Origin of the sequence: Arthrobacter sp. NPDC092385 (genome assembly GCF_044755105.1) — a bacterium.
Lineage (GTDB): Bacteria > Actinomycetota > Actinomycetes > Actinomycetales > Micrococcaceae > Arthrobacter_D.
The window spans coordinates 60,387-84,212 of record NZ_JBIVQL010000012.1; the positions used below are offsets into that span (position 1 = coordinate 60,387).

At 62.2% G+C, this 23,826-nt stretch carries 24 protein-coding genes and 2 pseudogenes; 9 read left to right on the forward strand and 17 right to left on the reverse strand.

Annotated elements, in window-relative coordinates:
* Positions 1 to 8: 8 nt before the first annotated feature.
* From ACIQCY_RS14705 to ACIQCY_RS14715, 3 genes are all read right to left on the reverse strand, one after another.
* Entirely contained in the window at positions 9 to 401 is a 393-nt protein-coding gene (locus ACIQCY_RS14705; RefSeq protein WP_400484643.1) for a hypothetical protein, read from the reverse strand.
* Between the two features lie 2 nt (positions 402 to 403).
* A complete protein-coding gene (locus ACIQCY_RS14710) occupies positions 404 to 919 on the reverse strand; it encodes a hypothetical protein (RefSeq protein WP_400484644.1) in 516 nt (171 codons plus the stop codon).
* 773 nt (positions 920 to 1,692) lie between these two features.
* Positions 1,693 to 2,121, reverse strand: coding sequence for a winged helix-turn-helix transcriptional regulator (locus tag ACIQCY_RS14715; protein WP_400484645.1), 429 nt, complete (start codon positions 2,119 to 2,121; stop codon positions 1,693 to 1,695).
* Between the two features lie 121 nt (positions 2,122 to 2,242).
* Between ACIQCY_RS14715 and ACIQCY_RS14720 the strand changes: the two genes are divergently transcribed.
* On the forward strand, positions 2,243 to 3,115 hold the full coding sequence (locus ACIQCY_RS14720; protein ID WP_400484676.1) for an oxidoreductase: 873 nt from the start codon (positions 2,243 to 2,245) through the stop codon (positions 3,113 to 3,115).
* Between the two features lie 168 nt (positions 3,116 to 3,283).
* On the opposite strand, the gene ACIQCY_RS14725 is transcribed toward ACIQCY_RS14720, so the two are convergent.
* A complete protein-coding gene (locus ACIQCY_RS14725; RefSeq protein ID WP_400484646.1) occupies positions 3,284 to 3,937 on the reverse strand; it encodes an FMN-dependent NADH-azoreductase in 654 nt (217 codons plus the stop codon).
* Positions 3,938 to 4,059: 122 nt separating this feature from the next.
* Between ACIQCY_RS14725 and ACIQCY_RS14730 the strand changes: the two genes are divergently transcribed.
* Positions 4,060 to 4,512, forward strand: coding sequence for a winged helix-turn-helix transcriptional regulator (locus ACIQCY_RS14730; RefSeq protein WP_400484647.1), 453 nt, complete (start codon positions 4,060 to 4,062; stop codon positions 4,510 to 4,512).
* A gap of 243 nt (positions 4,513 to 4,755) precedes the next feature.
* Here ACIQCY_RS14730 and ACIQCY_RS14735 read toward each other — a convergent pair whose 3' ends face one another.
* The 6 genes from ACIQCY_RS14735 to ACIQCY_RS14760 form a co-directional block, all read right to left on the reverse strand.
* Complete coding sequence (locus tag ACIQCY_RS14735; protein WP_400484648.1) at positions 4,756 to 6,144, reverse strand: DHA2 family efflux MFS transporter permease subunit; 1,389 nt, start codon at positions 6,142 to 6,144, stop codon at positions 4,756 to 4,758.
* A gap of 241 nt (positions 6,145 to 6,385) precedes the next feature.
* Positions 6,386 to 7,141: an SDR family NAD(P)-dependent oxidoreductase gene (locus ACIQCY_RS14740; protein ID WP_400484649.1), complete on the reverse strand. Its 756-nt coding sequence runs from the start codon at positions 7,139 to 7,141 to the stop codon at positions 6,386 to 6,388.
* A 128-nt stretch (positions 7,142 to 7,269) separates the two neighbouring features.
* Positions 7,270 to 8,565, reverse strand: a complete 1,296-nt coding sequence (locus ACIQCY_RS14745) for an NtaA/DmoA family FMN-dependent monooxygenase (protein ID WP_400484650.1) — start codon at positions 8,563 to 8,565, stop codon at positions 7,270 to 7,272.
* A gap of 110 nt (positions 8,566 to 8,675) precedes the next feature.
* Positions 8,676 to 10,070, reverse strand: a complete 1,395-nt coding sequence (locus ACIQCY_RS14750; protein WP_400484651.1) for an NtaA/DmoA family FMN-dependent monooxygenase — start codon at positions 10,068 to 10,070, stop codon at positions 8,676 to 8,678.
* Between the two features lie 30 nt (positions 10,071 to 10,100).
* Entirely contained in the window at positions 10,101 to 10,595 is a 495-nt protein-coding gene (locus ACIQCY_RS14755; RefSeq protein WP_400484652.1) for a flavin reductase family protein, read from the reverse strand.
* 252 nt (positions 10,596 to 10,847) lie between these two features.
* On the reverse strand, positions 10,848 to 11,507 hold the full coding sequence (locus ACIQCY_RS14760) for a TetR/AcrR family transcriptional regulator (protein ID WP_400484653.1): 660 nt from the start codon (positions 11,505 to 11,507) through the stop codon (positions 10,848 to 10,850).
* A gap of 119 nt (positions 11,508 to 11,626) precedes the next feature.
* Between ACIQCY_RS14760 and ACIQCY_RS14765 the strand changes: the two genes are divergently transcribed.
* The 5 genes and pseudogenes from ACIQCY_RS14765 (at position 11,627) to ACIQCY_RS14785 (ending at position 15,953) form a co-directional block, all read left to right on the forward strand.
* On the forward strand, positions 11,627 to 12,373 hold the full coding sequence (locus ACIQCY_RS14765; RefSeq protein WP_400484654.1) for an NADPH-dependent F420 reductase: 747 nt from the start codon (positions 11,627 to 11,629) through the stop codon (positions 12,371 to 12,373).
* Positions 12,374 to 12,550: 177 nt separating this feature from the next.
* Positions 12,551 to 12,808 (forward strand): annotated as a pseudogene (locus ACIQCY_RS14770) (alcohol dehydrogenase catalytic domain-containing protein); the annotation flags it as partial.
* A gap of 27 nt (positions 12,809 to 12,835) precedes the next feature.
* Entirely contained in the window at positions 12,836 to 13,486 is a 651-nt protein-coding gene (locus ACIQCY_RS14775) for a zinc-binding dehydrogenase (RefSeq protein ID WP_400484677.1), read from the forward strand.
* Between the two features lie 198 nt (positions 13,487 to 13,684).
* On the forward strand, positions 13,685 to 15,112 hold the full coding sequence (locus tag ACIQCY_RS14780) for a DHA2 family efflux MFS transporter permease subunit (protein WP_400484655.1): 1,428 nt from the start codon (positions 13,685 to 13,687) through the stop codon (positions 15,110 to 15,112).
* 127 nt (positions 15,113 to 15,239) lie between these two features.
* On the forward strand, positions 15,240 to 15,953 hold the full coding sequence (locus ACIQCY_RS14785) for an NADPH-dependent F420 reductase (RefSeq protein WP_400484656.1): 714 nt from the start codon (positions 15,240 to 15,242) through the stop codon (positions 15,951 to 15,953).
* A 254-nt stretch (positions 15,954 to 16,207) separates the two neighbouring features.
* Here the strand turns inward: ACIQCY_RS14785 and ACIQCY_RS14790 are convergent, their stop codons facing one another.
* A complete protein-coding gene (locus ACIQCY_RS14790; RefSeq protein WP_400484657.1) occupies positions 16,208 to 16,921 on the reverse strand; it encodes a hypothetical protein in 714 nt (237 codons plus the stop codon).
* Between the two features lie 129 nt (positions 16,922 to 17,050).
* Between ACIQCY_RS14790 and ACIQCY_RS14795 the strand changes: the two genes are divergently transcribed.
* Complete coding sequence (locus tag ACIQCY_RS14795; RefSeq protein ID WP_400484658.1) at positions 17,051 to 17,704, forward strand: hypothetical protein; 654 nt, start codon at positions 17,051 to 17,053, stop codon at positions 17,702 to 17,704.
* Between the two features lie 255 nt (positions 17,705 to 17,959).
* On the opposite strand, the gene ACIQCY_RS14800 is transcribed toward ACIQCY_RS14795, so the two are convergent.
* Positions 17,960 to 18,637 carry a GNAT family N-acetyltransferase gene (locus ACIQCY_RS14800; protein WP_400484659.1) on the reverse strand — a complete coding sequence of 226 codons (678 nt, stop codon included), beginning with the start codon at positions 18,635 to 18,637 and terminating at the stop codon, positions 17,960 to 17,962.
* Between the two features lie 155 nt (positions 18,638 to 18,792).
* The gene (locus ACIQCY_RS14805; RefSeq protein ID WP_400484660.1) at positions 18,793 to 19,248 is read right to left on the reverse strand and encodes a MarR family winged helix-turn-helix transcriptional regulator; all 456 of its coding nucleotides are present in this window, start codon (positions 19,246 to 19,248) and stop codon (positions 18,793 to 18,795) included.
* 282 nt (positions 19,249 to 19,530) lie between these two features.
* Here ACIQCY_RS14805 and ACIQCY_RS14810 point away from each other — a divergent pair, with 282 nt between their 5' ends.
* Positions 19,531 to 19,878 (forward strand): hypothetical protein, encoded by a 348-nt coding sequence (locus ACIQCY_RS14810; protein ID WP_400484661.1) that lies wholly within the window; start codon positions 19,531 to 19,533, stop codon positions 19,876 to 19,878.
* A 194-nt stretch (positions 19,879 to 20,072) separates the two neighbouring features.
* Here ACIQCY_RS14810 and ACIQCY_RS14815 read toward each other — a convergent pair whose 3' ends face one another.
* The 4 genes and pseudogenes from ACIQCY_RS14815 to ACIQCY_RS14830 form a co-directional block, all read right to left on the reverse strand.
* A complete protein-coding gene (locus tag ACIQCY_RS14815; RefSeq protein WP_400484662.1) occupies positions 20,073 to 20,258 on the reverse strand; it encodes a hypothetical protein in 186 nt (61 codons plus the stop codon).
* Between the two features lie 75 nt (positions 20,259 to 20,333).
* Positions 20,334 to 20,996, reverse strand: a complete 663-nt coding sequence (locus ACIQCY_RS14820) for an ANTAR domain-containing protein (RefSeq protein ID WP_400484663.1) — start codon at positions 20,994 to 20,996, stop codon at positions 20,334 to 20,336.
* 157 nt (positions 20,997 to 21,153) lie between these two features.
* Positions 21,154 to 22,176 carry a BLUF domain-containing protein gene (locus ACIQCY_RS14825; protein ID WP_400484664.1) on the reverse strand — a complete coding sequence of 341 codons (1,023 nt, stop codon included), beginning with the start codon at positions 22,174 to 22,176 and terminating at the stop codon, positions 21,154 to 21,156.
* A gap of 312 nt (positions 22,177 to 22,488) precedes the next feature.
* A pseudogene (locus ACIQCY_RS14830) lies at positions 22,489 to 23,740 on the reverse strand (IS256 family transposase).
* Positions 23,741 to 23,826 lie beyond the last annotated feature (86 nt).

Here is a 23,826-nt window from a genome sequence, read left to right on the forward strand (position 1 = left end):
GGTCATCTTCAGTACGTCTCGCTGGGAGGTTCTACGAGGATTGTGGCGGAAGGATCTGCACCATCGGCAACCGCAAGGGTTGGAAGCGTTGCGCCGTCTAGGCCGGCAAGCTCAAGTGCAGATCGACCTGCCAGGTGGGCAGAGTTGATGGACTGGCCATTGGCAATGGATGCATAGAACTGAGCAGCGTAGTTAATGGCATCTGCATCATCGATGCTGTCGGCCATGCCGATGGCGAACGGGGTGACCACTGTAACCAGTGCGTCAATCTGTGATGCGGAGTTACAGGAGTTCAGTAGGACAAGCTGCGGAGGCGTGTCCGTTGCTTGAACGGCGTTGGCAAACGCCCGTGCACTGACAACGACGCCCTCGTGAGGTGCGTCATCCTCGTCCTCGAACACAATCAGGTCATCGTTGCTATGACCCGAGAAGTGCACAACATGTGGGCGGAAGCCCTGATGCCGTCGAGCAGATCCTTGGTTGTAGCTGCGGGGCGTACATCCAGCTCGATTAGATCGCGATGAAGCGCAGACTGAACAGCGGCGCGGATCCGCTTCTGCTCGCGCCCAACGCGCAGGTCGCCTTCCGATGAGGCGCCGAGGATGAGTACACGCAGCTTCTCGGGTTTTGGTTCCGGGGCGGAGCGAAAAACCTGACTCAGTGAAATTTCGGTGTTCGACAACCGAGCCTCCAGGGCAGCCCGATCAGATGCGGATCGCCGATCAGCTAGCTGCTGATCACGCACTCTCTTACGCTCGGTGGCTTGGGCTTCCGACCTCTCGGCGTTCATCAGCCGTCCCTGGATAGTGATCTCCTCCTTCTGATAGTTGGAGGCTTTCGTCTGCCACTGGTTGGCGTCTTTCCCTGCTGTCTCAGCTTCCTTCTCGCGTCGCTCCGCTTCGCGCAGCTTTGACTGCATGGTGGTTGTACTACTGGCCTTACTCGCTGCCAAACGCGCTTTAGATGCTTCGGTGCGCTTCTGTGATTCCTTGGACCGAGCGCTACCGGCTTTCGTCTCTGCGTCCGCTCGTTGTTTGCGCTTACGTTCTAAGTCTCTTCGGTACTGGTCTGCACTCATGACACTCCCTCACGCGTTTGATTGAGATTCTGCTGTGACAACGACTAGACCCGCATGGTCTTGCCGCACTTCCCGCACCGGACGAGCCCATGGCGCGTGACCTTCACTCCGGCAAAGGTGAATCGGCAGTACGGGCAGGTGATCGTAGGAATGGAAGGCATGGCCCCACCTTTCTCATGAGTCAGCCCGGCAGGCTGATATGAAACGAGCGTAAAGATGCACACCGACATTTAGAGCAGTTCACTCCTTCCTGAAACCCGACCATCTGGTTGCAGCGATAACCACAGCAGCTTCCGTCCAACTTGTCCTCACAAGGGGGGGGGGGGGGGGGTAGGAGAGCTGTGTCGAATGCCTCGTGAAACCGATTCAGCAAACCTGTAGGAAGGCAGTGGGCAGTGCGCGGACTACAGCGAGACAAGTTCCTGAGACAACAGGAGGCCGGGGATCACGGGAGAGCGGTCGTTCGACCAGGGATAGCTTCCGCTGTCTCGGAAACCTTTAGGTTTTCGAGACACTCAAAATCGAACTCATGGTCCGTTCTAACAGACGGGGTGATCAGCGCGATGCCGGCCAAGTCGTTCCCGTAAGGGACGGCTTACGGACGCGTGGATCGTTCAGACCTCGGTCCGGTTGTCGTAGTTGTCCCGGGCGGCGAAGACATCGTCCATGTGGTGTTGGGCCCAGGTCTTGATGAGGCGAACGGTCGTATGCAGCGACCGTCCGAGGTCCGTCAGTTCGTAAGTCACTGTCACGGGAACTGTCGGTGTCACGGTCCGGCTGATCAGCCCGTCGCGTTCGAGGGACCTCAGCGTCTGGGTGAGCATTTTCGGGCTGACCCCGGCAAGGACGCGGGCGAGTTCGGAGTATCGCATCGGTGCGGGTTGTCCATCGCAGGCCGGTCCGCTGCCTAACGCTGACAGGACGAGCGTTACCCACTTATCGGAGATCCGGCCCAGGAGCTGTTGGCTAGGACACATGCTCAGGAATGCGTTGTACTGCGCTTTAGCCTCAGACTGCTTCTGCGCCGCTGTCATCGTTGCCATACTTCTGACTCGCCTTCGGATAGCTACGTACTTCAAGGTAACTACTTCCTGATGGGAAGCGCCTCAATAAGACTCTAGGAGTGCCGTGAAGGGCACAACCCCTCCGACGAAAGATTTTTCGATGACACCCGCTACTCCTGTTCTCCCCGGCGGCACCTGGTCCCTGGGGGACATGGCCGTCTCCCGTTTCGGGTACGGCGCGATGCAACTGGCCGGACCCTGGGTCATGGGTCCACCCGCCAATCATGAAGGAGCTATCGCAGTCCTGCGCGAGGCAGTCGACCTTGGCATCACCCACATCGACACCTCTGGCGCCTACGGCCCGCACATCACCAACAACCTGATTAAGGAAGCGCTGCACCCTTATGCGGGTGCCCTGCACATCGCGACGAAGGTCGGTGCCGAACGTGACGCAGAAGGCGGGTGGCCAACCGCCCGACGACCGGAGCAGCTTCGTCAGCAGGTTGAGGAGAACCTCACTCACCTCGGGGTCGACGTGCTTGACCTCGTGAATCTCCGGCTGGGAGATGCCAACGGTCCCATCCCTGAACGGATCGGAGACTCTTTCCAGGCCCTGGCGGGCCTGCAGCAGGAAGGCCTCATCCGCCACCTGGGAGTCAGCAACGCCACCCCGGACCAGGTCGCCGAAGCGCAGGTAATCGCACCGATCGTGAGCGTGCAGAACATGTACAACCTGGCCTATCGTCAGGACGACGACCTCATCGACCGGCTCGCCGACGAGAAAATCGCCTACGTGCCGTTCTTCCCCCTGGGCGGTTTTAGTCCCCTCCAGTCCGAAGCCCTCACCGCTGTCTCCATACGGCTGAGTTCCACGCCCATGTCCATCGCTCTCGCCTGGCTCCTCCAACGCTCCCCGAACATCCTCCTCATCGCCGGAACGTCCTCTGCTGCGCACCTCCGGGAAAACGTAGCCGGCGCCGGTATCCAGCTTTCCGATCAGGACGTCGCCGAACTCGATAGCATCGGCAGCTGATACGGCAACAACACCTGCTGAAGCGGCCAGTGTTGGTAGGAGGCGGGACCCGCCTCCTACCCACGCATTGCCCTTCAGCCTGACGTCCCGTATCGGGGTCCTCCAGCGAATGGCCGAACTGCTCCTGGCTCTTCTGATCAGCCGGGGTCGCTAGTGGCTGTTCAGTACCTAGATCGCCCGCTGCAATTGAGCGAGTCCGCGCCCGTGGTGGGTGGCCTGGTCTTCAGCAAGTCGTTTCAGTTCATCAGCGAGCTCTGTAAATTGGTCGAGGGCGGGGTTTACCCCGACGAGCGTGAACTCGCGAGTCACCACGTCGAGGTCTAGCTGCCAGACGTCCTCGAGGATGCGCCGCATCCACGCGGTTGCATGATCCCAACCTTCCTTAGGTGTACCGGCGGAGTAATTGCCTCCCTGCACCGTCACCAACACGGCTGGCTTCCCAGCAGTTGCCGGGGTTGCACCCGGTGCCATACGCGGATCGGTCAGCACCAGGTCGACGTAGGACTTGAAGTGTTGTGAGACGCCGAAGTTGTACAGCGGAACCGCGAACAGCAACGCGTCGGCCGTCGTGAGTTCGTCGGTCAGCGTCCGCGCCAGATCGACCGCCGCCAGCTGGTTAGACGTGCGCTCGGACTCGGGCGTCATCGAGGCGGCTACGGCATCTGCCCAGACCGTAGCGGGCAGTGGTTCGGTTCCGATGTGACGTCGGGTGATTACGGCGTCGGGGTGCGCGGCACCCCACTCGCCTTCGACGATGTCGCCCAGGGCACGACTCGTGGAACCTTCGATACGGATACTGGCATCTAGGCGGAACAGGGACATGACACTCCTTGATTGGGTGCGAGCCGGCAGCCCGCCTACAGTTACGATGAGTAACTCAACCCGGCGGGTCCCCGTTACCGCAAACGATCCCCTGTTACCAGGGGGTAACTGAAAGAAGGCGGATGACTCAGCACACGAGTGTCGATGCTCTCCATGCCCGGCTCATCGAGTCCATGCCGACGATGGCCCAACTCTGTACGGGCCAGGACCCGGACCTGTTCCGATCGCTGCTCTCTCGGGTCGGCGACAAGTGGACCCTGTTGGTGATCGGGGTTCTCGGCGAGGAGCGGAAGAGGTTCACCGAGCTCTCCGAGATTATTCCTGGCATTTCACGCCGGATGCTCACGGTCACGCTGCGTTCGCTCGAGCGCGATGGCCTTGTCCTGCGAACTGTTCACGCCGAGGTGCCTCCCCGGGTCGAATATGAACTCACCGCCCTCGGCCGTTCCCTCCAGAGCGTGGTGCTTACACTCGGGGATTGGGTGAGCGAGCATCAACGCACCGTCCTAGACAACCGACGAGCTTTCGACGGCGCCATGCCCAGCGGGGCGGACGTCGCTGCAGATGAGTCATGAATCGCAGCGATGACTGAAACGGGTATCACAGCGTTTGATGACAGACCACGTCCGTGTCGGGATCGGCTTACGGGCAGTTTGGCACCGGGCTATTACGCGTCGGCCCTATCCGTGGCCCAGCTCCGACCGTCAACGTCCATGAATCCCTTTGAGTACTAGGGGCTGTTGATGTTGGTTGCGTGAGTTCGAACATCAGGCGGTGCATAGGTGGGTGCGGCTCCCGAGTGGTTCGTCGGTGACTGCTTAGTGCATCGGCAGGGGAGCAGGATCATTGGTGGAGGCCGGCCGGCGGACGAGAAAGCTGACGGCGATTCCGACGATGCTTATACTCGCGCCGATGAGGAAGGCCTGATGTACCCCTGCTGCTGCTGATTCCAGGCGGTCTGCTCCGGTGGCTGCGCGGGTTGCTTCTGCGCTGGCCATGACGGTGATGAAGAGTGCGGTGCCGACGGCGCCCATGACCTGCTGGATGGTGTTGAGGATCGCGCTGCCATGTGAGTAGAAGTCAGGTTGCAGGGAGCCCAGGCTGGCGCTGAACAGGGGTGTGAAGGTGAAGGCGAGGCCGATGTTCAGGAGGACGTGGACGAGGAGGATCATGGCGACGGCCGTGCCTTCGTGCAGCAGTACGGTCATGAGCCAGAGAGCGGCACTGATCATCACGGCGCCGACAGGCAGCAGGGGTCGGGGGCCGTACGTGTCGTAGAGGCGTCCAACGATCGGCGAGAGCAGGCCCATGGCCAGCCCGCCGGGGAGAAGGAGCAGGCCGGCAGTCAGGGTGTCCAGACCCAGGACCGACTGCATGTAGATGGGCAAGAGGATCAGACTGCCGAACAAGACGAGGCTGGCCAGAGCGATGAGGACGATGGAGTAGGTGAAGTTCCTGCTCGTGAAGGTCCGCAGATCGAGCAGGGGGGAACCATGGCGTGCCAGGACGATCTGGCGGAGCACGAAGCAGACCAGCGCGAAAACCCCGATGAGTGCGGGGACCAGTGGATTGATGGCCCGCTCGTGGGAAGCGCCTTCGCCGAGTGAGGACAGTCCGTAGAGAAGACCGCCGAACGCCAGGGGCGTGAGAAGCACCGAGAGCAAATCCAGTGGGACCTTGCGTGGTTCGGTGACATTGACCATCTTGATCGCACCGATGATGAGGGCGATGACGGCGATGGGCAGTACGAGGATGAACATGAACCGCCAGCTCAGGACACTGAGGATCAGGCCTGAGATGGTGGGACCGATCGCGGGCGCGACAGCAATCACGATCGAGATGGTGCCCATTGTCCGGCCTCGGGCATTGGCGGGCACAAGGCTCATGGCCGTGGTCATCAGCAAGGGAATCATGATCGCTGTTCCGCTTGCCTGGATGATGCGTGCGATAAGGAGGACCGCGAAGCCCGGTGCTACCGCAGCCAGCAGGGTCCCGGCGCTGAAGAGCATCATCGCGAGCAGGTAGACCTGCCGGGTGTGAAAGCGCTGCATCAGGAACCCGGTGATGGGGATGACGACCGCCATCGTCAGCAGGAAGCCAGTGGTCAGCCACTGGGCGGTCGCCGCGCTGATGCTCAGATCGCTCATCAGGGTGGGCAGAGCGACGCTCATGATGGTTTCGTTGAGCACGACAACGAAGGTGGACACGATTAGGAGTCGAAGGACCAGACGATCGCGGGAAGTAGTGGCGCTGCCGGATTCGGGATTGTTCACCTGTGGGGCGTGGGCGGGGTTCTTCGATGGTTTCGGGACTGACTGGCTCACCTGGAGCTCCTTGTGCGTTCGGAAGGTTGGTCAGGACACATGTCGGGGCATGTGTGATGTGTTCTGGGCTCTGCCACGGAGCGCGGCGGTGGAGGAGCGGGGGTGTCGAGGAGGATGATGTCCGTCATCGGACCATGACGGTGCCGCCGTCAACGGCGATCGTCTGGCCGGTCACCCAGCCAGCGTCCTGACTCAACAGCCATCGCGCCGCCGCCGATATGTCTTGTGGCTGCCCGACACGTCCGACGAGGGTTTGCTCGGCGATTCCGGGGAGCAAAGGGCTGACGTCATCAAATCCGCCGGCTTCGAAGAAGTTGGTGTCCGTGACCAGGCCGGGGGCGATGGTGTTGGCGGTGATTCCGCGCTTACCGACCCGGCGGGCAAGGTCACGACCGTATCCGGCGACGGCTGCTTTTGCGGTGGCATATGGTCCTCCGGCGCCGTCGAGTCCCGCTGTGGATCCGATGAGGACGATACGACCTTCAGCGTCGAGCAGCTTGGGCAGGAGTGCTTCGACGGGCAGGACGACTGTGAAGAGGTTCACCTGCAACGCCGTAGTCCAGGCCTCCTCGATAGCGATGACCTCGGATCCTGGTTGCCTGAAGCTGCCTTGCCCGCCGGCTGCCGCGACGATTCCTCGTACGGGCCGGTCGCCCACCGCTGCAACGATTGTGTCAGCGCCTGCTGTTGTGGACGCGTCTGCGACGACCGCCAGGATGCGTTCTGGGGCTTCCGAGGACTGCTGTGTCTCCTCGAGTGGTTCTTTGCGGCGGCCGACGATGAGTACATCGTGCCCCAGCGCTACCTGGTCGTGGGCGATGGCGCGGCCCATGCCGGTGCCGCCGCCGATCACGACGATGAGAGGGGAAGGGTAGGTCATGATGAATCCTTTTCGAGGAACTTCGGTGCTGCACGACACTCGGTTCGGGCTGCTGGATGAGGTGGGTTACTGATCAGGTGCAGTGACCGGCCCCAGGCCGGAGACAGGGATACGGGGAAGGGCTGAAATCACCGCAGGCCGTATTGGGGGTCGGCGCCGAGGTGGTCGCGGAGAGTCGTTCCTTGGTATTCGGTGCGGAACAGGCCTCGCTGTTGCAGGAGGGGGACGACCTGGTCGACGAAGGCGTCCATCCCGTCTGCGTAGATGTCGGGGAGGACCCAGAAACCGTCAACTGCTCCGGCTTCGAACCATTCCTGCATGTGGTCGGCGGTGGTTTCGGGTGTCCCGATGGGGGAGGGGTGGTAGTCGATGACGGCGTGGTGCAGTATCTCGCGCACAGTCCACCCCTCCCGGGCGACCTTGAGAGCTGTGTGGGAGCGGGGATCGCCGGGATTGGCGCGCGCTTGCGACAGCTGGGCGGCGCTCAGAGGAGCGTCGAGGCTTTCCGGTCCCAGCTGCAGGCCAAGGAGCTGACCGAGGTAATGGGACTGCTGGATGATGTTGGGTTCGACCATTCTGCCGCGCCGGGCCAGGGCCTCGGCGTGGGTCGCGGCGATGGTGGGGGTGACGCCGGCGAAGAACTTGATGCTGTCGGGGTTCCGGCCGGCAGCTTCGGCGGCGCGCCGCGCCTGATCACGCTGACGGCGTGCGTCGTCGATGGTGAAGACCTCACTGATGAGGATGTCTGCGTAGCGGCCCGCGAAGGCGTTGCTGTGCGGGCTGGCACCGGAGTGGGAGATGACGGGTTGGCCCTGCTTCGAGGGCGGAACCTCGAGGGGCCCGCGGGACGAGGCGTAGGTGCCGTGAAGGTTGATCGGCGCGATTTTTGACAGGTCACTGAATCGTCGCATGCTCTTGTCGGCGATCCAGGCGTCTTTCTGCCAACTGCCCCAAAGGCTCTGGACAATCTGGATGACCTCGGCGGCCCGTGCGTAGCGGGTTTCACGGTCCTCGATGTCGCGTCCGAAGTTCGCCGCGGCGTGGGGGGCTGAGGTGGTGATCGCGTTCCACCCCATGCGCCCACCGGAGATGACGTCAAGGGACTTCAGAACACGAGCGATGTTGTAGGGCTCTTCGAAGGTCGCGCTGACGGTATTGACGACGCCAATCCGATTCGTGGCCATGGCGATGGCCGTGGCCACGACAGTCGGTTCGAGGGTCTGGCCAGGTGCCTGCGCTTCGGAGCGCTGGGACTGGCCGAGAAAGTCACCGAGGAAGATGAAGTCCAGCTTGCCGCGTTCGGCAGCTTGCGCGTAGCGCACCAAGGCACGGATGTCGGCGTAATCGGCGGGATCGACGTGGGGTTCGAGCCACGCGTAGGGGCTGGCCCCCAATCCATTGGAGACAACCGTCGCCAGATGCATCTGTGTCCGGGGCATGTAATGACGTTCCTTCGTGCTGGGGTGGGTGGAGAGCGCCGACGCTTGTGGTGGGCTCATGGCCTGAACCGGGCAGGGGAGTCCGTGGTGTTGCTTCAGGCGGGGTTGGCGGTGATGCGGGGATCCAGTCCGTACTGCGCGGGCAGTCCCAGATGGTCGCGGAGGGTCCGTCCGTCGTAGTCGTCATGGAAGATCCCGCGTTCGCGCAGGACCGGAACGACCCGGTCGACGAAGTCGTCGACACCGTCCTGGTAGCTGTCGACGTTGATGAGGAATCCGTCAGCGGCCCCGGCGTCGAACCATTCCTGCAGGTGGTCGGCGGCCTGTTCCGCGGTACCCACTACCGAGGGGTATGGGTCGAGTACCCCGTGGGCGAGGATGTCGCGGGGCGACCACCCCTGCCTGGCCAGGGTGAGGGCCTGGGCGGAACGCGGGTTTCCGGGAAACATCTGAGCGGCAGCGAGCTGCACCGAGCTCAATGGCTCATCCGGATCGGTGGACTGTGGTGCCATCCCCAGGAGTGCGTGTAGCCGGGCCAGCGGCACACGGAGATCGGTCCGGTCGTCAAGCGCGCGACGATAGTCCAACGCGGCACGGACAGTATCACCGAGCCCGTAACCGGTGAACGCGATGAACCGGATGCCTTCGGGGTCGCGCCCTGCCATTTCCGCGGCCTGACGCACAGCCTCGCGTTGGGCTTGGCTCTCTTCGATGGTTGACGGCATCCCGATGACGACGTTGGCGTACATGCCGGCCGCCTGCAGGCCGTAGCCGCTACTGGCGGGTTGCACGATCACCGGTTGACCTTGCTCGGAGGGCGGGATGGGAAGAGGCCCGCGGGCCCCGACGTGAGTGCCCTGCAAATTGACCGGCCGGATGTAGGCCGGGTCGGCGAACATGCCATTCTGGTCGGGACGGCCCGCCTCCGGGCTCCAGCTTGCCCAGAGCGCATGCACGACCTGCATCACTTCGTGCAGACGCTCGTACTTCCTCTCCCGGGGCGGTCGCTCCTTTCCGAAGTTCGCAAACGCGTCGGGTTCGTAGCTCGGCACAGCGTTCCATCCGACCCGTCCGCGGCTGAGCACATCAAGTGCCTTGAGCTGGCGGGCCAACAGGTACGGCTCGGTGAAGGACGTCGAGGCGGTGCCGATCAATCCGATCCTCTCGGTTGCCTGGGCCACCGCCGACAACGTGATGATCGGGTCCATCGCGAACAACGGTGGTGAGGTCGCGAGGTCGCCGTGCAGGAAGAGGCGGTCGGCCATGAAGACGAACTGCAGACCACCGCGCTCCGCGGCCCGCGCCTGCTTCACGGTGGCGTCGATGTCCGTATACGCGTTGGCGTCAACGTGTGGCATCCGCCAGGCACCGGGGTGAACACCCAAGTTGTTGCCCAGTCCCATCCCCAGAACCATCTGCCTGGGTCGCATGTTCTCGGGTCGCATGTTCTCGGGTCTCGTGTTCTTGGGTGTTGTGTGCTCGGGTTCCATGTCCTGCGCTCCTGTTGGAAGGTTCATGCCCTAGGCCTGAAACCGCTCGAGGTGGACGGTATCCACCCGGCGATCGAAGTAGACCAAGGGGGTATGAGCCTCGCGTCGGTAGTCGAGCACTTCGAAGAGCACCAGTTCGTGGTCTCCTGCAGGGATGTGCTGGTGCGGGCGCACGGTGAAGTTGGCAGCCCCATCCGGCAGGGTTCGCGCCCCGGTGTCACCATCCCCGTCAAGGGTGATGCCCGCGAGGCGGGTATCACCGGCGGTGCGCAGTTGCGGCACCAGCGCGCTGTTCGGTTCACCCAGGATCGTCACGCCCAGTACCGTTGCTCGACGCAGTCGTGGCCACGTCGTCGAGGAGTACGTGAACGCCATCGAGATCAGGGGCGGATCCATGGACACACTGGTGAAGGAGTTGACCAGCATCGCCTCATCCCGACCATCGACGGCGGCAGCAACGAGAGCCATTCCGGTGGGATAAGCGGCAAATGCATGACGCAAACTAGCGGTCGACAGGGTTTCCACGGGGCCTCACATGGTCAGGGGGATAACCGGAGCTACTCTCCGAATCTAAGTGGAGAGCATATCCGATTATCCTGACTGGTTCATCCCCGGACGATGAGGACTATGTCACACGGAGGCTTCGACTCCTCGACGGGGCATCAGCGCTGAAGCGAGGGCCCCTTGCAGAGTGTGCTTTCAGGCGGGTCGTAGATGGCAAGAACGACATCCATGCCCGCTTGGAGGCTTACCCGCTCGGTGGCGGGATAGAGCTCTCTATACGTTGCTGGAAGCCGGACCGTCCGTGGCTGCGGAGGTGGTTGTGTCGGTCGTCGTCGTTCCGGTGCTGGTCGTATCGGTTGATGCCCAGCCGCTGCGTAGCAGGCCGATCATCCCGGCCGGGGAGACGTCATCGGCCATCGCAGCACTGCGGGCCCAACTGGTAGCGAGCACCAGGAGGAACAGGTCACGGGCTCGCACACAACTACGTGCGCTGCCTTCCTGCTGAGCGGCGGTGAGGAATTCGTCAAGCGTGGTGATATAGCCGTGACAGGTCAGCGTCAGCGGCGACGCGTTCTCCGACACGGCCTCACGGAGAGGGTCCGGAAGTCCATCGAAGGCGGAGGCCCACTCGGCCAGGGCGGCCAACCATCGATGCAGCGCGGTGGCAGCATCGGTCGAATCGGCCCTGATGATGTCCAGTTGCTGATTGAGGTGGTCCTGACGTGCAGCAAGAAGGGCCGCCAGCAGAGCTTCCCGAGTCGGGAAATGACGGTAGAGCGTACCGGCACCGACGCCGGCCTTCTTGGCAATCTGGTCGAGAGATCCTGCGACGCCGTGCTCGGTGAAGTACTGCTCGGCCACATCAAGAATGCGGTCCCGGTTACGCTTCGCGTCGGCGCGTGGAACGCGCACCTCCGGTGATGTGTGCGTCATCCGCATGCCCTCCCTTTGACAATCGGAGACAGTCTCCGTAGCGTTTCCGCCTAAGAGGAGCCTATCTCCTTTTAGCGTCGGCGTGATGTCGACTCATGTCACCTCTGATAAGGACCAACATGCGGATCGGCATCATCGGAGCAGGATCGATCGGAACCATCCTCGCGCGGCGGCTGGCCCGGGCGGGCCATGAGGTGTCGGTGGCTAACTCCCGTGCGCCCGAGACCGTCAACACCGCCGCCCTCACAACCGGTGCGACGGCCGTCTGGGCTGCCGACACGACCACCGATGCCGACGTCGTCATCGTGTCCGTCAACATGAAAAAGATCCCGGATGTGGCCGCCCTGGTGTCCAAGGCGCCGGCAGGAGCTGTTGTTCTCGACACGTCTAACTACTTCCCATTCCGGGACGGCGTCATCTTGGGTCTGGGCGACGGGCAGACCGAGAGCCTCTGGGTGCAGGAGCAGTACGGGCGGCCGATCGTGAAGGCCTGGAACACGATCACGACTGCGTCGTTCGCGAGTAAGGCAATGGAGCGTGGAACACCCGGACGAATTGCCTTGCCGGTGGTCGCCGATGACGATGCCCATCGGGCCATCGGCATGAGCCTGGTCGAGCAGACCGGGTTCGACGCCTTCGACGCCGGGGTCATCGCCGACTCGTGGCGCCAGCAGCCGGGTACCCCCGTCTACACGACCGACCTCACGGCAGATCAGTTACCCGGTGCCCTCGCAAAGGCCGACGCGCGGGCCGCAGCCCGCCGGCGTGAGCTCATGATTCAGATCCTTGACGAGCGGACAGAGGCCGAAGGAACGTTTCCGGGCCCGGATTTCCTGCTCGCCCTCACCCGCGTCCTCTTCCAATGACCCATTGGACTGGCCCCGCACTTTCCGCGCATCATCCGGGCCGCATGATCCGGGCCGCGTCGGTCTTGCCGAGGGTGGAACTCAGACAGTAGTGAACATTCCAGAGAAAGGTAAAGCGTGAAGCGTTGGCAGGCAGCACAGTTCGGGGAGGCCGAGGACGTACTCGAGTTGCAGGAGGTGCCTCTGCCTGACCCCGGGGCCGGGGAGGCACGGGTGCGGGTACTCACCGCCAGTGTCGCCCTGCCGGATGTGATGATGGTCCGCGGCGAGTACCCCCTGGTTCCGGCACCACCTGTCTCTCCTGGGCAGGAGGTCGTGGGCATCGTCGATGCTGTAGGTGAAGGGTTTCCTTACCCTCCGGGAACACGGATTGTTGGCGGCGCCCACTTTGACCGCGGCATGGGGGGTTTGGCTGAATATGCGCTCGTCCCCGGGTGGAGTGCGATGACCGTCATGGAGGGCTTGAGCGATGAACAGGCCGTAGGGTTCGTCGGTTCCTTCCACGTCGCCCATATCGGACTTCAGCACCGTGCCGGCCTCCGCGCCGGAGATGTACTGCTCGTCCTCGGGGGAGCAGGGCGCACGGGATCAGCTGCGATTCAGGTCGGGAAAGCCCTTGGCGCGACCGTCATCGCGACCGCCCGCAGCAAGGACAAGGCCCAGTTCTGCGAAGCTCAAGGCGCTGACCTTGTCGTCGACCTTGACGACCCGTCAACGGCGTCGGCGATCGACGAGCTGACGGGCGGACATGGGGTGGACGTCGTGTACGACACCGTCGGCGGTGAGGCCTACACCAAGGCCACAACGGTCCTGGCTTCCCCGGGTGCGCGGGTTCTTCTCGTCGGGTTCGCCAGCGGCTCACCCGCTAGTCCCGACGGGCAGGACCTGCTTCTGCGTGACTACTCGGTTATCGGCACTCTCTCCTCGTTCCGCAACGACACCGAGCGAAGCGGGACGCTCGAGGCGCTGTCCGCGATGCTGGCAGCGGGTCAGATTGACCCGCCTGTCAGTAGCGTGCACGCCTTCAAGGACGTCCCCGACGCCATGGCTCGACGCGCCACGGACGCTCTCGGGCAGACCGTCGTGAAGGTCGCATCACCCGAGCACACCTAACCAGTCCGGGCTGCGCCAACCACCAACGTGCCCGGACCCCCTTGAATGGGCACCTGTGCGACGTCATTGCGGGCACACGCCCTGAAGGGGGTTACCCACAAAGAGTGTGGGTAACTCCCTTCGCGTGCCTCCCGCTCACACCACCGCTTACCCGCGTTACGCCGAAAGTCCGGAGTTCCTTTGAGTACGAACATTGTGTTGAGCACGACGACTGAGAAGCTCACCTCGACTCAGATCGTCACGATCATCGTTCTTGCCGGTTCGGCGTTCGTCGCGTTGGTGTCGGAACTGGTCATGGGCGTCGCCCTGCCGACGGTCATGGATGAGTTGGGTATCAGCGCGAGCACCGGGCAATGGTTGACGACCGGTTACGCGCTCACCTTGGCAGTAATCATCCCTACGACCGGTTACATTTTGCGCAGGTTCCGGCTGCGCCCGATCTTCGCGGTGAGCATGGGGTTGTTCAGCCTTGGAACGCTCATCGCCACCCTCGCTCCCGGCTTCGAACTTCTCCTCGTGGCCCGGATCATTCAGGCCCTCGGGACCGGCGTGCTCGTGCCTTTGCTTCTGACGACCACGTTCGGGATGGTTGCTCCCGCCCGACGCGGTCAGATGATGGCCATGGTCACAGCCGTGACCTCCGTCGCGCCCGCGCTTGCGCCCGCCTTCTCCGGTCTGGTGATGGCGCAGCTGAGTTGGCGCTGGCTGTTCATCATCGTCCTGCCATTCGCCCTGCTGGCGCTCATCATCGGGGTGCTCAAGATCCCGAATCCGAACGCGCTATCTGACGCCAAGTTCGACCTTCTGTCCTTTGTGCTGGCCGCACTCGGCTTCGGGGCCCTGGTATATGGGCTCAGCGCCGTCGGAGAGGCGGCAGGGCATGGAATCCCGGCAGCTTTCTGGATCGCTGTCCCTCTGGGCCTGCTCAGCGTCGGTGGATTCGCCGTGCGGCAGATACGCCTACAACGCACGTCCACTCCAATGCTGGACCTACGGATCTTCACCCGGAGGGCTTTCACCATCTCGATCATGCAGTTCGGGTTTCTCGTCGCCGGAGCGTTCAGCATTCTCGTCCTCCTGCCCCTGGTCCTCCAGGAGTCATTGGAGCTCGGCGTCTTCGAAACCGGTTTATTCATGGCCCCCGGCGGCATCACGATCGTTCTCGTGTCCATCTTGGCCGGCAAGCTCTACGACCGGACCGGCGCACGGAAACTCATGGTTACCGGTGCAGTCATCATTGCCGCAGGTTGGTGGTTCATGAGTACCCTGACCCACACCACCCCAGTGTCAGTCATGCTCATCACCTACCTCCTGATCTGTGCAGGGCAGGCCCTTGCCTGGACTCCCATCTTCACCCTCGCGCTCGGGTCGCTACCGGATGAACTCCACGCTCACGGCAGTGCGGCACTAAACACCGTCCAGCAGCTCATCGGGGCGGCCGGCCTGGCGATCCTCATCGCGATCCTCACCATCAATACGACCGGATCCGATCCAGCCTCGATCGCCGCGGGCGCGCAAGCTGCCTTCGCCGTCGGCGCTGTAATCGCCATAGCGGGCATCATCACAGCGCTTTTTGTGCCCTCCCAATTGCGCACGAATTCCCTGCCCACGCCCGTCAGCCACTGACACACGTCCGTCCGAAGGAAACCCAGTTGACCCAAGATCTTCCGCTATCGGTGGATGTCTAACCAAGCAGGGGGAGGAACGAACGCGACGACAACTACCCCCCGCACCTCGAAAGGAACCAAAGAATATGAGTACCCTCGGAATCATCGGAACCGGAAACATCGGCAGCCAAGTTGCGCGCCTAGCAACGCGCGCAGGCTTCGATGTTGTCCTCGCGAACTCCCGCGGCCCGCATACACTCACGGACCTGGTTGGCGAGCTAGGGTTACGTGCACGCGCAGGGACCATCGAAGACGCGATCTCTAGCGACGTCGTTGTCCTCGCCGTGCCACTCACCGCAACTCTCGCCTTCCCGCCGGAGCTGCTCGCCGGCAAGATCGTGCTGGACTCCAGCAACTACTACCCATCCCGCGACGGCAGGATTCCCGAGCTCGACAGCAACAAGGTAACGACGAGCGAACTAATCCAGTCACACCTCGCCCAGACACGCTTGGTGAAGGCTTTCAACAACATTCTTGCCCGTCATGTCCTCGAACTCGCCCGCCCGTCCGGAGCCGGTGACCGCAGCGCGCTTCCCCTGGCCAGCGACGACTCAGAAGCTGTGGCTGAAGCAGCCCGCATCGTTGATGCACTCGGATTCGACGTCGTTGATACCGGTTCACTTGCCGATTCCTGGCGATTCGAGCCCGAAACCTCCGGGTATACACGCCTCTATCTCGAGAACCCCGCAGTCCCCGACGAGCAGATTATGACTGCCCCGAGCTCACCATTACCGGCACAGCAACTCGAGGATGAATTGAAGGACGTCACGCGACTCGACGTGTCCCAACGAATCATGTGACAGGCCTCTAACTTCTGGGCACCTAAGTCCCGCTGTTGCGTTTGGGGGTACACCCCAACGCCACAGGGCGAACCGGTTTGGATCGCGTTGCTTTAGGGTCCTTTTGCAACTTTCGCAATGGGGAGGTTCGAGAGTCTAGATGTGATGCAACGCCGGCTCGGCAGGTAGTCGGTGGGCAAGCCCCCGGTCGTACAGGGATTCGCGAGTCCGAACCGCCCAACGTCCTGCGGCGGCTTACTGGGATATGAGTGCGTTCAGAAGTGGTAGTCGCGGTAGCTGCTCCGCACGTTGAATCGACGGCCTTGCTTTCTGCGTTCCAAGAACCCGACGATTGTCTCGATGTCATTTGGTCGCATTTTCAGTGCCCGACATTTGCTTCTGACTTGCTCAACGGTGACGGGCCTCCACCGTTCGGGGCGGTTCATCATGTCGGCCTTGAGTTTGTCTTCTTCGTTCCACTTCAGCCCGGAGTCATACCCGGCCACCCACTCAGCAAGGCTTTCGAGAATGCTGTTCACATCCTCCGGAAGGGACCCGTCGTCGGAATCGGGCGTGCCCTGCAACGTCGGTGTGGGCTGCAGGGTTTGTTCAGGCAGGAGTCGTACGGGTTGTGCATCTTCAATCCATGTCGCTGTGTCCGTTGCTCCCCACTGAATCACTACGAGGGCGTCAGCGTGAGCGCCCCATAAGTCGTTGAGATGCTGCCGGTCCGGCCATGCATAGATCACACGTCGGCCGCGAAGGGACCCCGTAGAAAATCCGCGCCAGGTGACGTGCAACGCGTCCGTCTGCGCTACCAGTCGATTGAGACTCTCGCTCTCAATCTGGCGCTGCGGCGTTACAACGGTGATCGGGCCCCCCAATTGCTGTGTTATCCACGTGATCGCGCGGAGGACCTGCGCTTCGCGGGAGTCGTTCTCGACCAATTGAGAAACTGCGACTGGAAACGGGTACTCATCTGAAGTCATGGACGCTCCTTACTCGGTGTCGGTCGGACGATAGCAGTCCCGTCTGACAGCGACGATTGCCGGGCGCAGGGTCCCGTGACGGGGGTGGTTGAAGCCTAATCGGGGATTGAGGGGTGGGAAGATCGATAGATGCTCGCTATTGCCATCATTGCCTTAGTCATTTCGGCTTTCGCTCTGCCGTTTACGGCGTGGGCGGCACGTGCCACAGCAAAGCAAGCGCGGGCAGCTCGTGAACAAACTGAGATACAGCGAGAGCAAGTAGCAGCTGCACGGGAACAGACGCAACTGCAACTTGAACTCGCTCGTGAAGCGCTGCAACCCTACGTATGGGCAGATATTCAGCCGGATATGCAGCAGGGAACCATCCTGCATGTGGTGGTTGGAAATAGTGGTCCGACCGTGGCGCGGAACGTGAGAGTGACGTTCGATCCACCGCTTCCAGCTGGTAAGCAGCAGTCTGACAAGGTGGAAAGCGTTCAACGTGTGCTCGCCAACGGGCTGCGGTCGCTGGCCCCTAATCGGGTTATCAGGTGGACACTTGGTGCTGGCTACGATCTCCTAGCGACTGAGGGACCCAAGCTTCACGCGGTGCGAATCGAAGGTGAGGGGCCGCACGGTCCTTTGCCAGTTCTCGAGCTCGAGATCGACATTTCCGACTGGCGTCAGGCTCGCGATGCTCCGGACGGTTCGCTGCACCACGTGCGAGGTGCGATCAAGGACCTCACGAAGGCCGTCGGTAGCGTAGATCAGACGATTGCATCCTTGCGCCGAGAAGACGACTAGAAATTTCAGTTTTTAAAACGAACGTATTCGCTACACGTGCTGTCATACCTCATCGCACACGGGTGGATCGCAGCGGCGTCGCGGTTCCGACCGGCTAGAGGCGCTCGAACTGTCCTGGACGGCTTTAGGTTTTCGAGACACCTTCGGTGAGCCTGTTCAGCTGCTCGGCCGCTACATGGCCGGCGCAGCTTCTGTGCCGCGGTCGTGAGTGCTGGTCTGTCCGAGGAGGGGATGTGATAGATCAGGAAGCGCGTATCAGTTGGCGTGCGTCAGTTGGCGGTATTGCGGGTTGTTCTGCAGGAAGCTCTGCGCCACGGGGCAGTAGGGGATGGCCGCGAGCCGGCGTTTGTGTGCCATGAGGATCACGTTACGCATCAGTACGCCTTCGAGTCCGATGCCGTCGAATGCTTCGCTGATCACGGTGCGGTGCAGTCGTAGGGCACCTGCGCGCATCGTGTAGCTCACGTATCCGGCGAGCAGTCCATTGCGGAACAACTCGAAGCGCCGGTTGAATGCGTTGTCGCGGAACTTCTCCCGCGTGGTCGACGGCGAATCCTGGCCGTCCTTGGTCTCTCGTCGTTCGAGCTCGATTACTACCCGCTCATAGTCGTCGAGGGCCCCGTAGGGCGGGAAATCCGCGTCCAGCACCTTGTAGAGCGCGTTGCTCCACCGGCGAAGATCCCGATTCGTCTCATCCGTGAGATCGAACGGCACCTCCAAAGGATCCTGAAGGGAGAGTTCCTTGTGCTCGGACCGCTCCAACCCGCCTGATGGCAGGCCGACCAGATCTGCTGCAGCCACTACGTCGAGGCAGCGATCGGCTGGCTCGCCGGCTGATGAGCGTGCAACCTGGGCAAAGGAGCTGCCCGAGAGCGCTTGGGGAGGCAGGGTGGTGCCTGCATCGAGGGAAGACATCAGGGGAGGAAGAGACATGAGTCGAACCTTTGAACACCTTCGAGTTCCCTCGAAGACCTGTGCGTGGCCGCTTGCTTGACCTGACCCCACCCTATGCAGGTATTTAGGTAAATGTAAAGCTAGATAAACTAGTGATAAAGCTCCTGATCAAGTCTGGGTAGTTTCGATCGTGGTTACAGGCGGCTCAGAGCGGTCAGACCTTTTCGGAAGGCCTGGTGTTCATCCTCGGCCAGTACGGCTAGACCCGTGCTGACCGATGTTTCCAGCTCCTTCCGGAGGTGGTCATGCGCCGTGCTGCCCCGCTGGGTGGGGTGGAGGCAGATTTTCCGGCGGTCGGCCACATTGGGTCGGCGTTCGACGAGTCCTGCATCTTCCAGGCGGTCGGTGATGGCGGTCATGCTGGCTGTGGATACATCGAGCACGCCGGCTAATGCTCGTGGGCTGAAGGCTTCGATGCCGGCGTCGGCCTCGATGATGAGGCCCAGGGCTCGTATCGCTGTCACATTGAGACCGACCCGTTCAGCGTGTTCCTTCTCCTGGGCGGCCAGGAAGATGGTCGTGCGGCGGATGAGGTCGATCGTCGGCAGATTGTCCGGTGGGCTTAGAAACCGCCCGGTACTGGAGCTCATATGTCATCAGTACCACAGGCAGCATCATCGACGACGGTCTGCGAAGCCCGAACCGGCGTCGAATCTGACACTGGTCCTCGCGTTCGACTGTCAGCTACAAACGACCGTCGGTGGCATCACTCAGGCGTACCAGGGGCTGGTACTTGCCGAGAACTGGGAGCTCCCACTTTTGCGTGTTATTCACGGTTTTCGGCTTCATCAGGATGGAGGAGGGGTGCAGTATTGTCGTTTTTGCCTCTAGAAGTGGGGCTTTCGAGTGCCAGTACGTGATTGAGGCATGCCATGAGTGATAGCAGCAGGTTGGATCCCGGAGCGGATTTTCCCGAGGATCTGACGATGATTCACAGAGATGATCTGGACATCCTGAACAGCAGGAACCACCGGGCACGGGACGCGCAGTACATCCGTAAGGGCGAGGTCGACGCGGAAACCGATGGGCAGCACCACGAGCTCCGGGAAGAGCTCGATCGCCGCCAGGCAATTCGCAACACTGCAGGCAGGACGTCGACCAACAGTGATACCCATACCGATACCGATACCGATGCCGATACCGATGCCGATACCGGTACCGGTACCGATGTTGGTGTTGGTGGTGCACCTGTTGCCGAGGGTGACGCTAGGGCGCAGTAGCGCTGGCGGCGCAGCTTCCGGACCCGACACGGGTTCGGGCGGTTTTTGATCTTCCTCCAGGAGCCGGCTGCTTGACTCCCGGAGGAAGTCCCACTCCCGTGCACGAGGCTCGTCGGTGTATCCGGCTGAGTCCGCGACACCAGGCCGGGACATCATAGGGGTCCCCCCAGTATGCGCCCCCTACCCAGGGACGCTCAGGTGGTCTCTGCGGTCATCTCGTCGATCGCATGTTCAACGAGCATGCTCTCAAGGGCGGACAGCGGCATCAGTGCGTGGAGGTAGCCGTCGAGGCAGATCTCCGCGCAGGTGCCGCCGATGCTGACGTAGTACAACCACAACTCGGGAACGCTGATACCAGCGTCCCTCGTGCGTTGCAGCAAAGACGCCTGATGCGTCGATCTGAAAGGTTCCTGGGGCATGAGCTGTCCTGGTGCCGTATCCGTGCCCTGGTCGGGTCAGAGGGCGCGGAACAGGTCAAGGAGGGCGTGGGTGCGGGGTTGGTGCTGGTCGTGCTGGGTAAGCTGGTGAGCGCGGTCGATGATCTCCTGGGAAACGACGACGACCTTGCGGTTGGTGCGCTGGCTGTACTGGCTGATGGTCTCGAACGCCTCCACAGCGTTCAGCCCTGCCCGGCCCATCAGGATGCCTTTGGCCTGCTCGATGACGGATCGGCTCAGCGCGGATGCGGCGACGGCCTCATTGGCGAGCTGGTGCCGATCGACGTGAATGGACTGGGTGAGGTCCACGACCAGGCCCCACACGCCCACAGGCTCACCGTCGCCGATGATGGTGTCAGCGTGGATGAGGACCTTGTGGACGCGTCCTTTGAGGTCCCGGATCGACGTATAGATCGACGCTGCCCCTTTGTTTGCGGACACGTGGTCCCAGAAGGCTCCGGCGGCGTCCCTGTCGGCCGCCTCGATATGGGCCATACCTAGGTCCAGGCTCGGGACGACCTCGCCGCGTTCGTAGCCGTGGATCCGGAACATCTCATCGGACCAGTGGAAGGTGTTGTCGGCGAAGTAGTGTTCGACGGTTCCCGTGGGGCAGTCAACGAAGTACTCGACGCTGGAGACAACATCGGTCAGGGGGAGGAGTGAGTCAGGGGAGTGAGTCACGATAAAGCCGTTCGACGTACTCAAGTCGGAGCTAGCCTCTTAACCCCGGACCTCAAAGACAGCAGAATATCAAAAACCCACGAACGATCGCATGCCGTGCTTTCACCCCGCCAGCTGCGGCAGAGGACGTGTTCGTCGCTGAAGCCCCTCGGGAGCGTCACCGCAGAGGCATCGCGCGATCCTGGAACCACTGGATGAGATCACGCAGGACGCGCATGGTGTTGGCGGGGTCCGCATCATCATCTTCATCAATGAAGGTTCGTTCGTATCCTGGAACTTCCTCGGACATGACCGGGCTGATGGGCTCATAGCCCATGGTCCAGTCCGGGAAGTGCCGCTCGTTCCTCGTCTCTTCCACTAGCACCCTCACACGAGTGTGGCGAGGATCTGCTGTGATGATGGCCATCCGGTCCCGCACCGTTGCTTCGGGGCCTTCCAGTACCTGCAGGAACCGGCCCCGACGGTAGAGCAACAAACCTGTCAGGTCCGTGGCGTGATTGGTGCGGCGGCTCCTCGTCAGCAGCTCCGCCAGATCAGCGTCCGTGAAGGATCGGGTGGCAACACTGGAATACACCACCGACAGCACCAGACCCTGCGAAGCGGACCTGGTACTGACCCCGACACCAGCGAACACGCCGTCCTCCTCCCAGGCACCCCAACCATCACCCCCAGCATCGCCCTCAGCACCGCCCTCAGAATCCGCGCCGGCGCTCAGTCTGGCGCCCATGTCCAAGTCGGTGTCTGGGTCGGTGTCCTGGTTTGTGCCGCGGCTGGTCCAGGGTGTGGTGCTGTCTCTGCTGGAACTATAGGGGGCTCTGGTGCCATAGCAAATGTCATCGATCATCTCGTTGACGGCCTGCGAGATCATGTCCCGGTCAAGAGGGGGAAGGCGGATCAGTCCGTGCAAATACGCATCAATCTCGTATTCGTCGATGTCACCGCCCATGCTCAGGTAATACAGCCAGAGCTCTCCCACGCTCATACCGATCCGGCGCATCGCGTCAAGGGTCGCAGCATGTTGATCCTGATCAGCCTCACCCCGGTACATCAGCTCATCACCCGTGGGCGACTGAGTATCAAACCGCCAACCATGGCGGGGATCCGGGCACCGATGGCGGCCCCGACCCTGATCCTGGCCTCGACCGTCATTCTGATCAGGATCATCGAAACGCTCAACCATGCCGCATCAACCCCACAAACTGCTTCACATCCGCAAAAACTTGTTCAATCGACACGTCCACCGTATCGAGCCACAGCCGGAACCGAAGCTCTAGAACAGGCAGACGCAAAAGCCTTGAAACTCCCCCTACTCCTATGCCACTGCACCCCCGCAGGCAGTTCTGAGTCAGTCCACCCACCCACCGAGCACCCCGCAGATAGCCCACCGATCATCAGCTCCAGTCCGGACCAGCTCGCGTTGTGGCGGCGCTCCGTCTCGGAAAGCTTTAGGTGGGACTGTCCGATAAACGGTGTGTGGGGTCCGGCGGTTTCATCAGTAAATGGTTCTCTCGAACCGGCCCGCGAAGGTGATCGCGAACGCGTTCAGGGCAGGCTTCCACCTGATTACCCAGCGTGCTCTGCCCCCGCCGGTGGGGTCAAGAGACCTTGTCACGAGGTAGAGGCACTTCAGGGCCGCGGCCTCGTTCGGAAAGTGGCCGCGGGCTCTGACCGCCCGGCGGTAGCGGGCGTTGATCGACTCGATCGCATTCGTCGTGCAGATCACCCGTCGGATCTCCACGTCGTATCCGAGGAACGGTACGAACTCCGCCCAGGAGGATTCCCAGAGTTTCACGATCGCCGGATACCGCTCACCCCACTCCGCCGTGAACTCGGCGAACCGGTCCTTCGCTGCGGCCTCGCTCGGAGCCGTGTAGACGGGCTTGAGTGCCTTGACGATCCCGTCGCGGTGTTGCCGGCCGGCATAGCGGAAGCTGTTGCGGATCAGGTGCACGATGCACTGCTGCACGACCGTCCGCTCCCAGGTCGTGTTGATCGCCTCGGGTAGGCCCTTGAGGCCGTCGCAGACGGCGATGAGCACGTCCTGAACGCCGCGGTTCTTCAACTCGGAGAAGACTTGCAGCCAGAACCTGGCACCCTCGCCTCCGTCACCGGCCCAGATGCCGAGGATGTCGCGTTCCCCGTTCGTGGTGACACCCATGACCACGTAGAACGGCGTGTTGCGCACCTGTCCGTCCCGGACCAACACCCACGATCGCATCGACGAAGAGCACGGGGTAGAGCGGGTCCAGAGGCCGGGAGGACCACTCCGCCAGCTCGCCGGCGACCTTCTCGGTAATCCGACTGATAGTGTCTTTGGAGACCTTCGCCCCGTAGACCTCCTCGAAATGCGCCGCGATTTCCCCGGTGGTCAACCCCCGGGCGGACAGGGAGAGCACGATCTGATCAATCCCGTCCAGACGTCGCTTCCGCTTGGGCACGATCACCGGTTCGAAGGAACCATCCCGATCTCGGGGCACCTCGATCTCGACCGGACCGATCTCGGTCAGCACCGTCTTCACCCGCGTGCCGTTGCGCATGTTCTCCGCGATCGGTGTCTGACCGTGCTCATGCCCGAGGTGCTCGGTCAGCTCGGCTTCCAACGCGGTCTCGAGCACGTTCTTCGTGAGCTGATTCAGCAGCCCGCCGGGGCCAACCAAGCTCACGCCCTGCTCTTTGGCCTGGGCGAGCAGCCGTTCGGCGAGGTCCTTTTGATCGATGATCTCTCCCGTCACAGGATCGATCATCGCCTCTGCTGCTTCGGTCGTGAAGTCGTTCACGGCCATCTCCTCTCGGATCAGGCCGAACCTCACACACCGTTTTTCTTACAGTC

Excerpts from the sequence above, each read along its gene's own strand:
- ACIQCY_RS14710 (WP_400484644.1), bottom strand. The coding sequence starts at position 919 with ATGCAGTCAAAGCTGCGCGAAGCGGAGCGACGCGAGAAGGAAGCTGAG.
- ACIQCY_RS14715 (WP_400484645.1), bottom strand. The coding sequence starts at position 2,121 with ATGGCAACGATGACAGCGGCGCAGAAGCAGTCTGAGGCTAAAGCGCAG.
- ACIQCY_RS14720 (WP_400484676.1), top strand. The coding sequence starts at position 2,243 with ATGACACCCGCTACTCCTGTTCTCCCCGGCGGCACCTGGTCCCTGGGG.
- ACIQCY_RS14725 (WP_400484646.1), bottom strand. The coding sequence starts at position 3,937 with ATGTCCCTGTTCCGCCTAGATGCCAGTATCCGTATCGAAGGTTCCACG.
- ACIQCY_RS14730 (WP_400484647.1), top strand. The coding sequence starts at position 4,060 with ATGACTCAGCACACGAGTGTCGATGCTCTCCATGCCCGGCTCATCGAG.
- ACIQCY_RS14740 (WP_400484649.1), bottom strand. The coding sequence starts at position 7,141 with ATGACCTACCCTTCCCCTCTCATCGTCGTGATCGGCGGCGGCACCGGC.
- ACIQCY_RS14745 (WP_400484650.1), bottom strand. The coding sequence starts at position 8,565 with ATGCATCTGGCGACGGTTGTCTCCAATGGATTGGGGGCCAGCCCCTAC.
- ACIQCY_RS14750 (WP_400484651.1), bottom strand. The coding sequence starts at position 10,070 with ATGGAACCCGAGCACACAACACCCAAGAACACGAGACCCGAGAACATG.
- ACIQCY_RS14760 (WP_400484653.1), bottom strand. The coding sequence starts at position 11,507 with ATGACGCACACATCACCGGAGGTGCGCGTTCCACGCGCCGACGCGAAG.
- ACIQCY_RS14765 (WP_400484654.1), top strand. The coding sequence starts at position 11,627 with ATGCGGATCGGCATCATCGGAGCAGGATCGATCGGAACCATCCTCGCG.
- ACIQCY_RS14785 (WP_400484656.1), top strand. The coding sequence starts at position 15,240 with ATGAGTACCCTCGGAATCATCGGAACCGGAAACATCGGCAGCCAAGTT.
- ACIQCY_RS14790 (WP_400484657.1), bottom strand. The coding sequence starts at position 16,921 with ATGACTTCAGATGAGTACCCGTTTCCAGTCGCAGTTTCTCAATTGGTC.
- ACIQCY_RS14795 (WP_400484658.1), top strand. The coding sequence starts at position 17,051 with ATGCTCGCTATTGCCATCATTGCCTTAGTCATTTCGGCTTTCGCTCTG.
- ACIQCY_RS14800 (WP_400484659.1), bottom strand. The coding sequence starts at position 18,637 with ATGTCTCTTCCTCCCCTGATGTCTTCCCTCGATGCAGGCACCACCCTG.
- ACIQCY_RS14805 (WP_400484660.1), bottom strand. The coding sequence starts at position 19,248 with ATGAGCTCCAGTACCGGGCGGTTTCTAAGCCCACCGGACAATCTGCCG.
- ACIQCY_RS14810 (WP_400484661.1), top strand. The coding sequence starts at position 19,531 with ATGAGTGATAGCAGCAGGTTGGATCCCGGAGCGGATTTTCCCGAGGAT.
- ACIQCY_RS14825 (WP_400484664.1), bottom strand. The coding sequence starts at position 22,176 with ATGGTTGAGCGTTTCGATGATCCTGATCAGAATGACGGTCGAGGCCAG.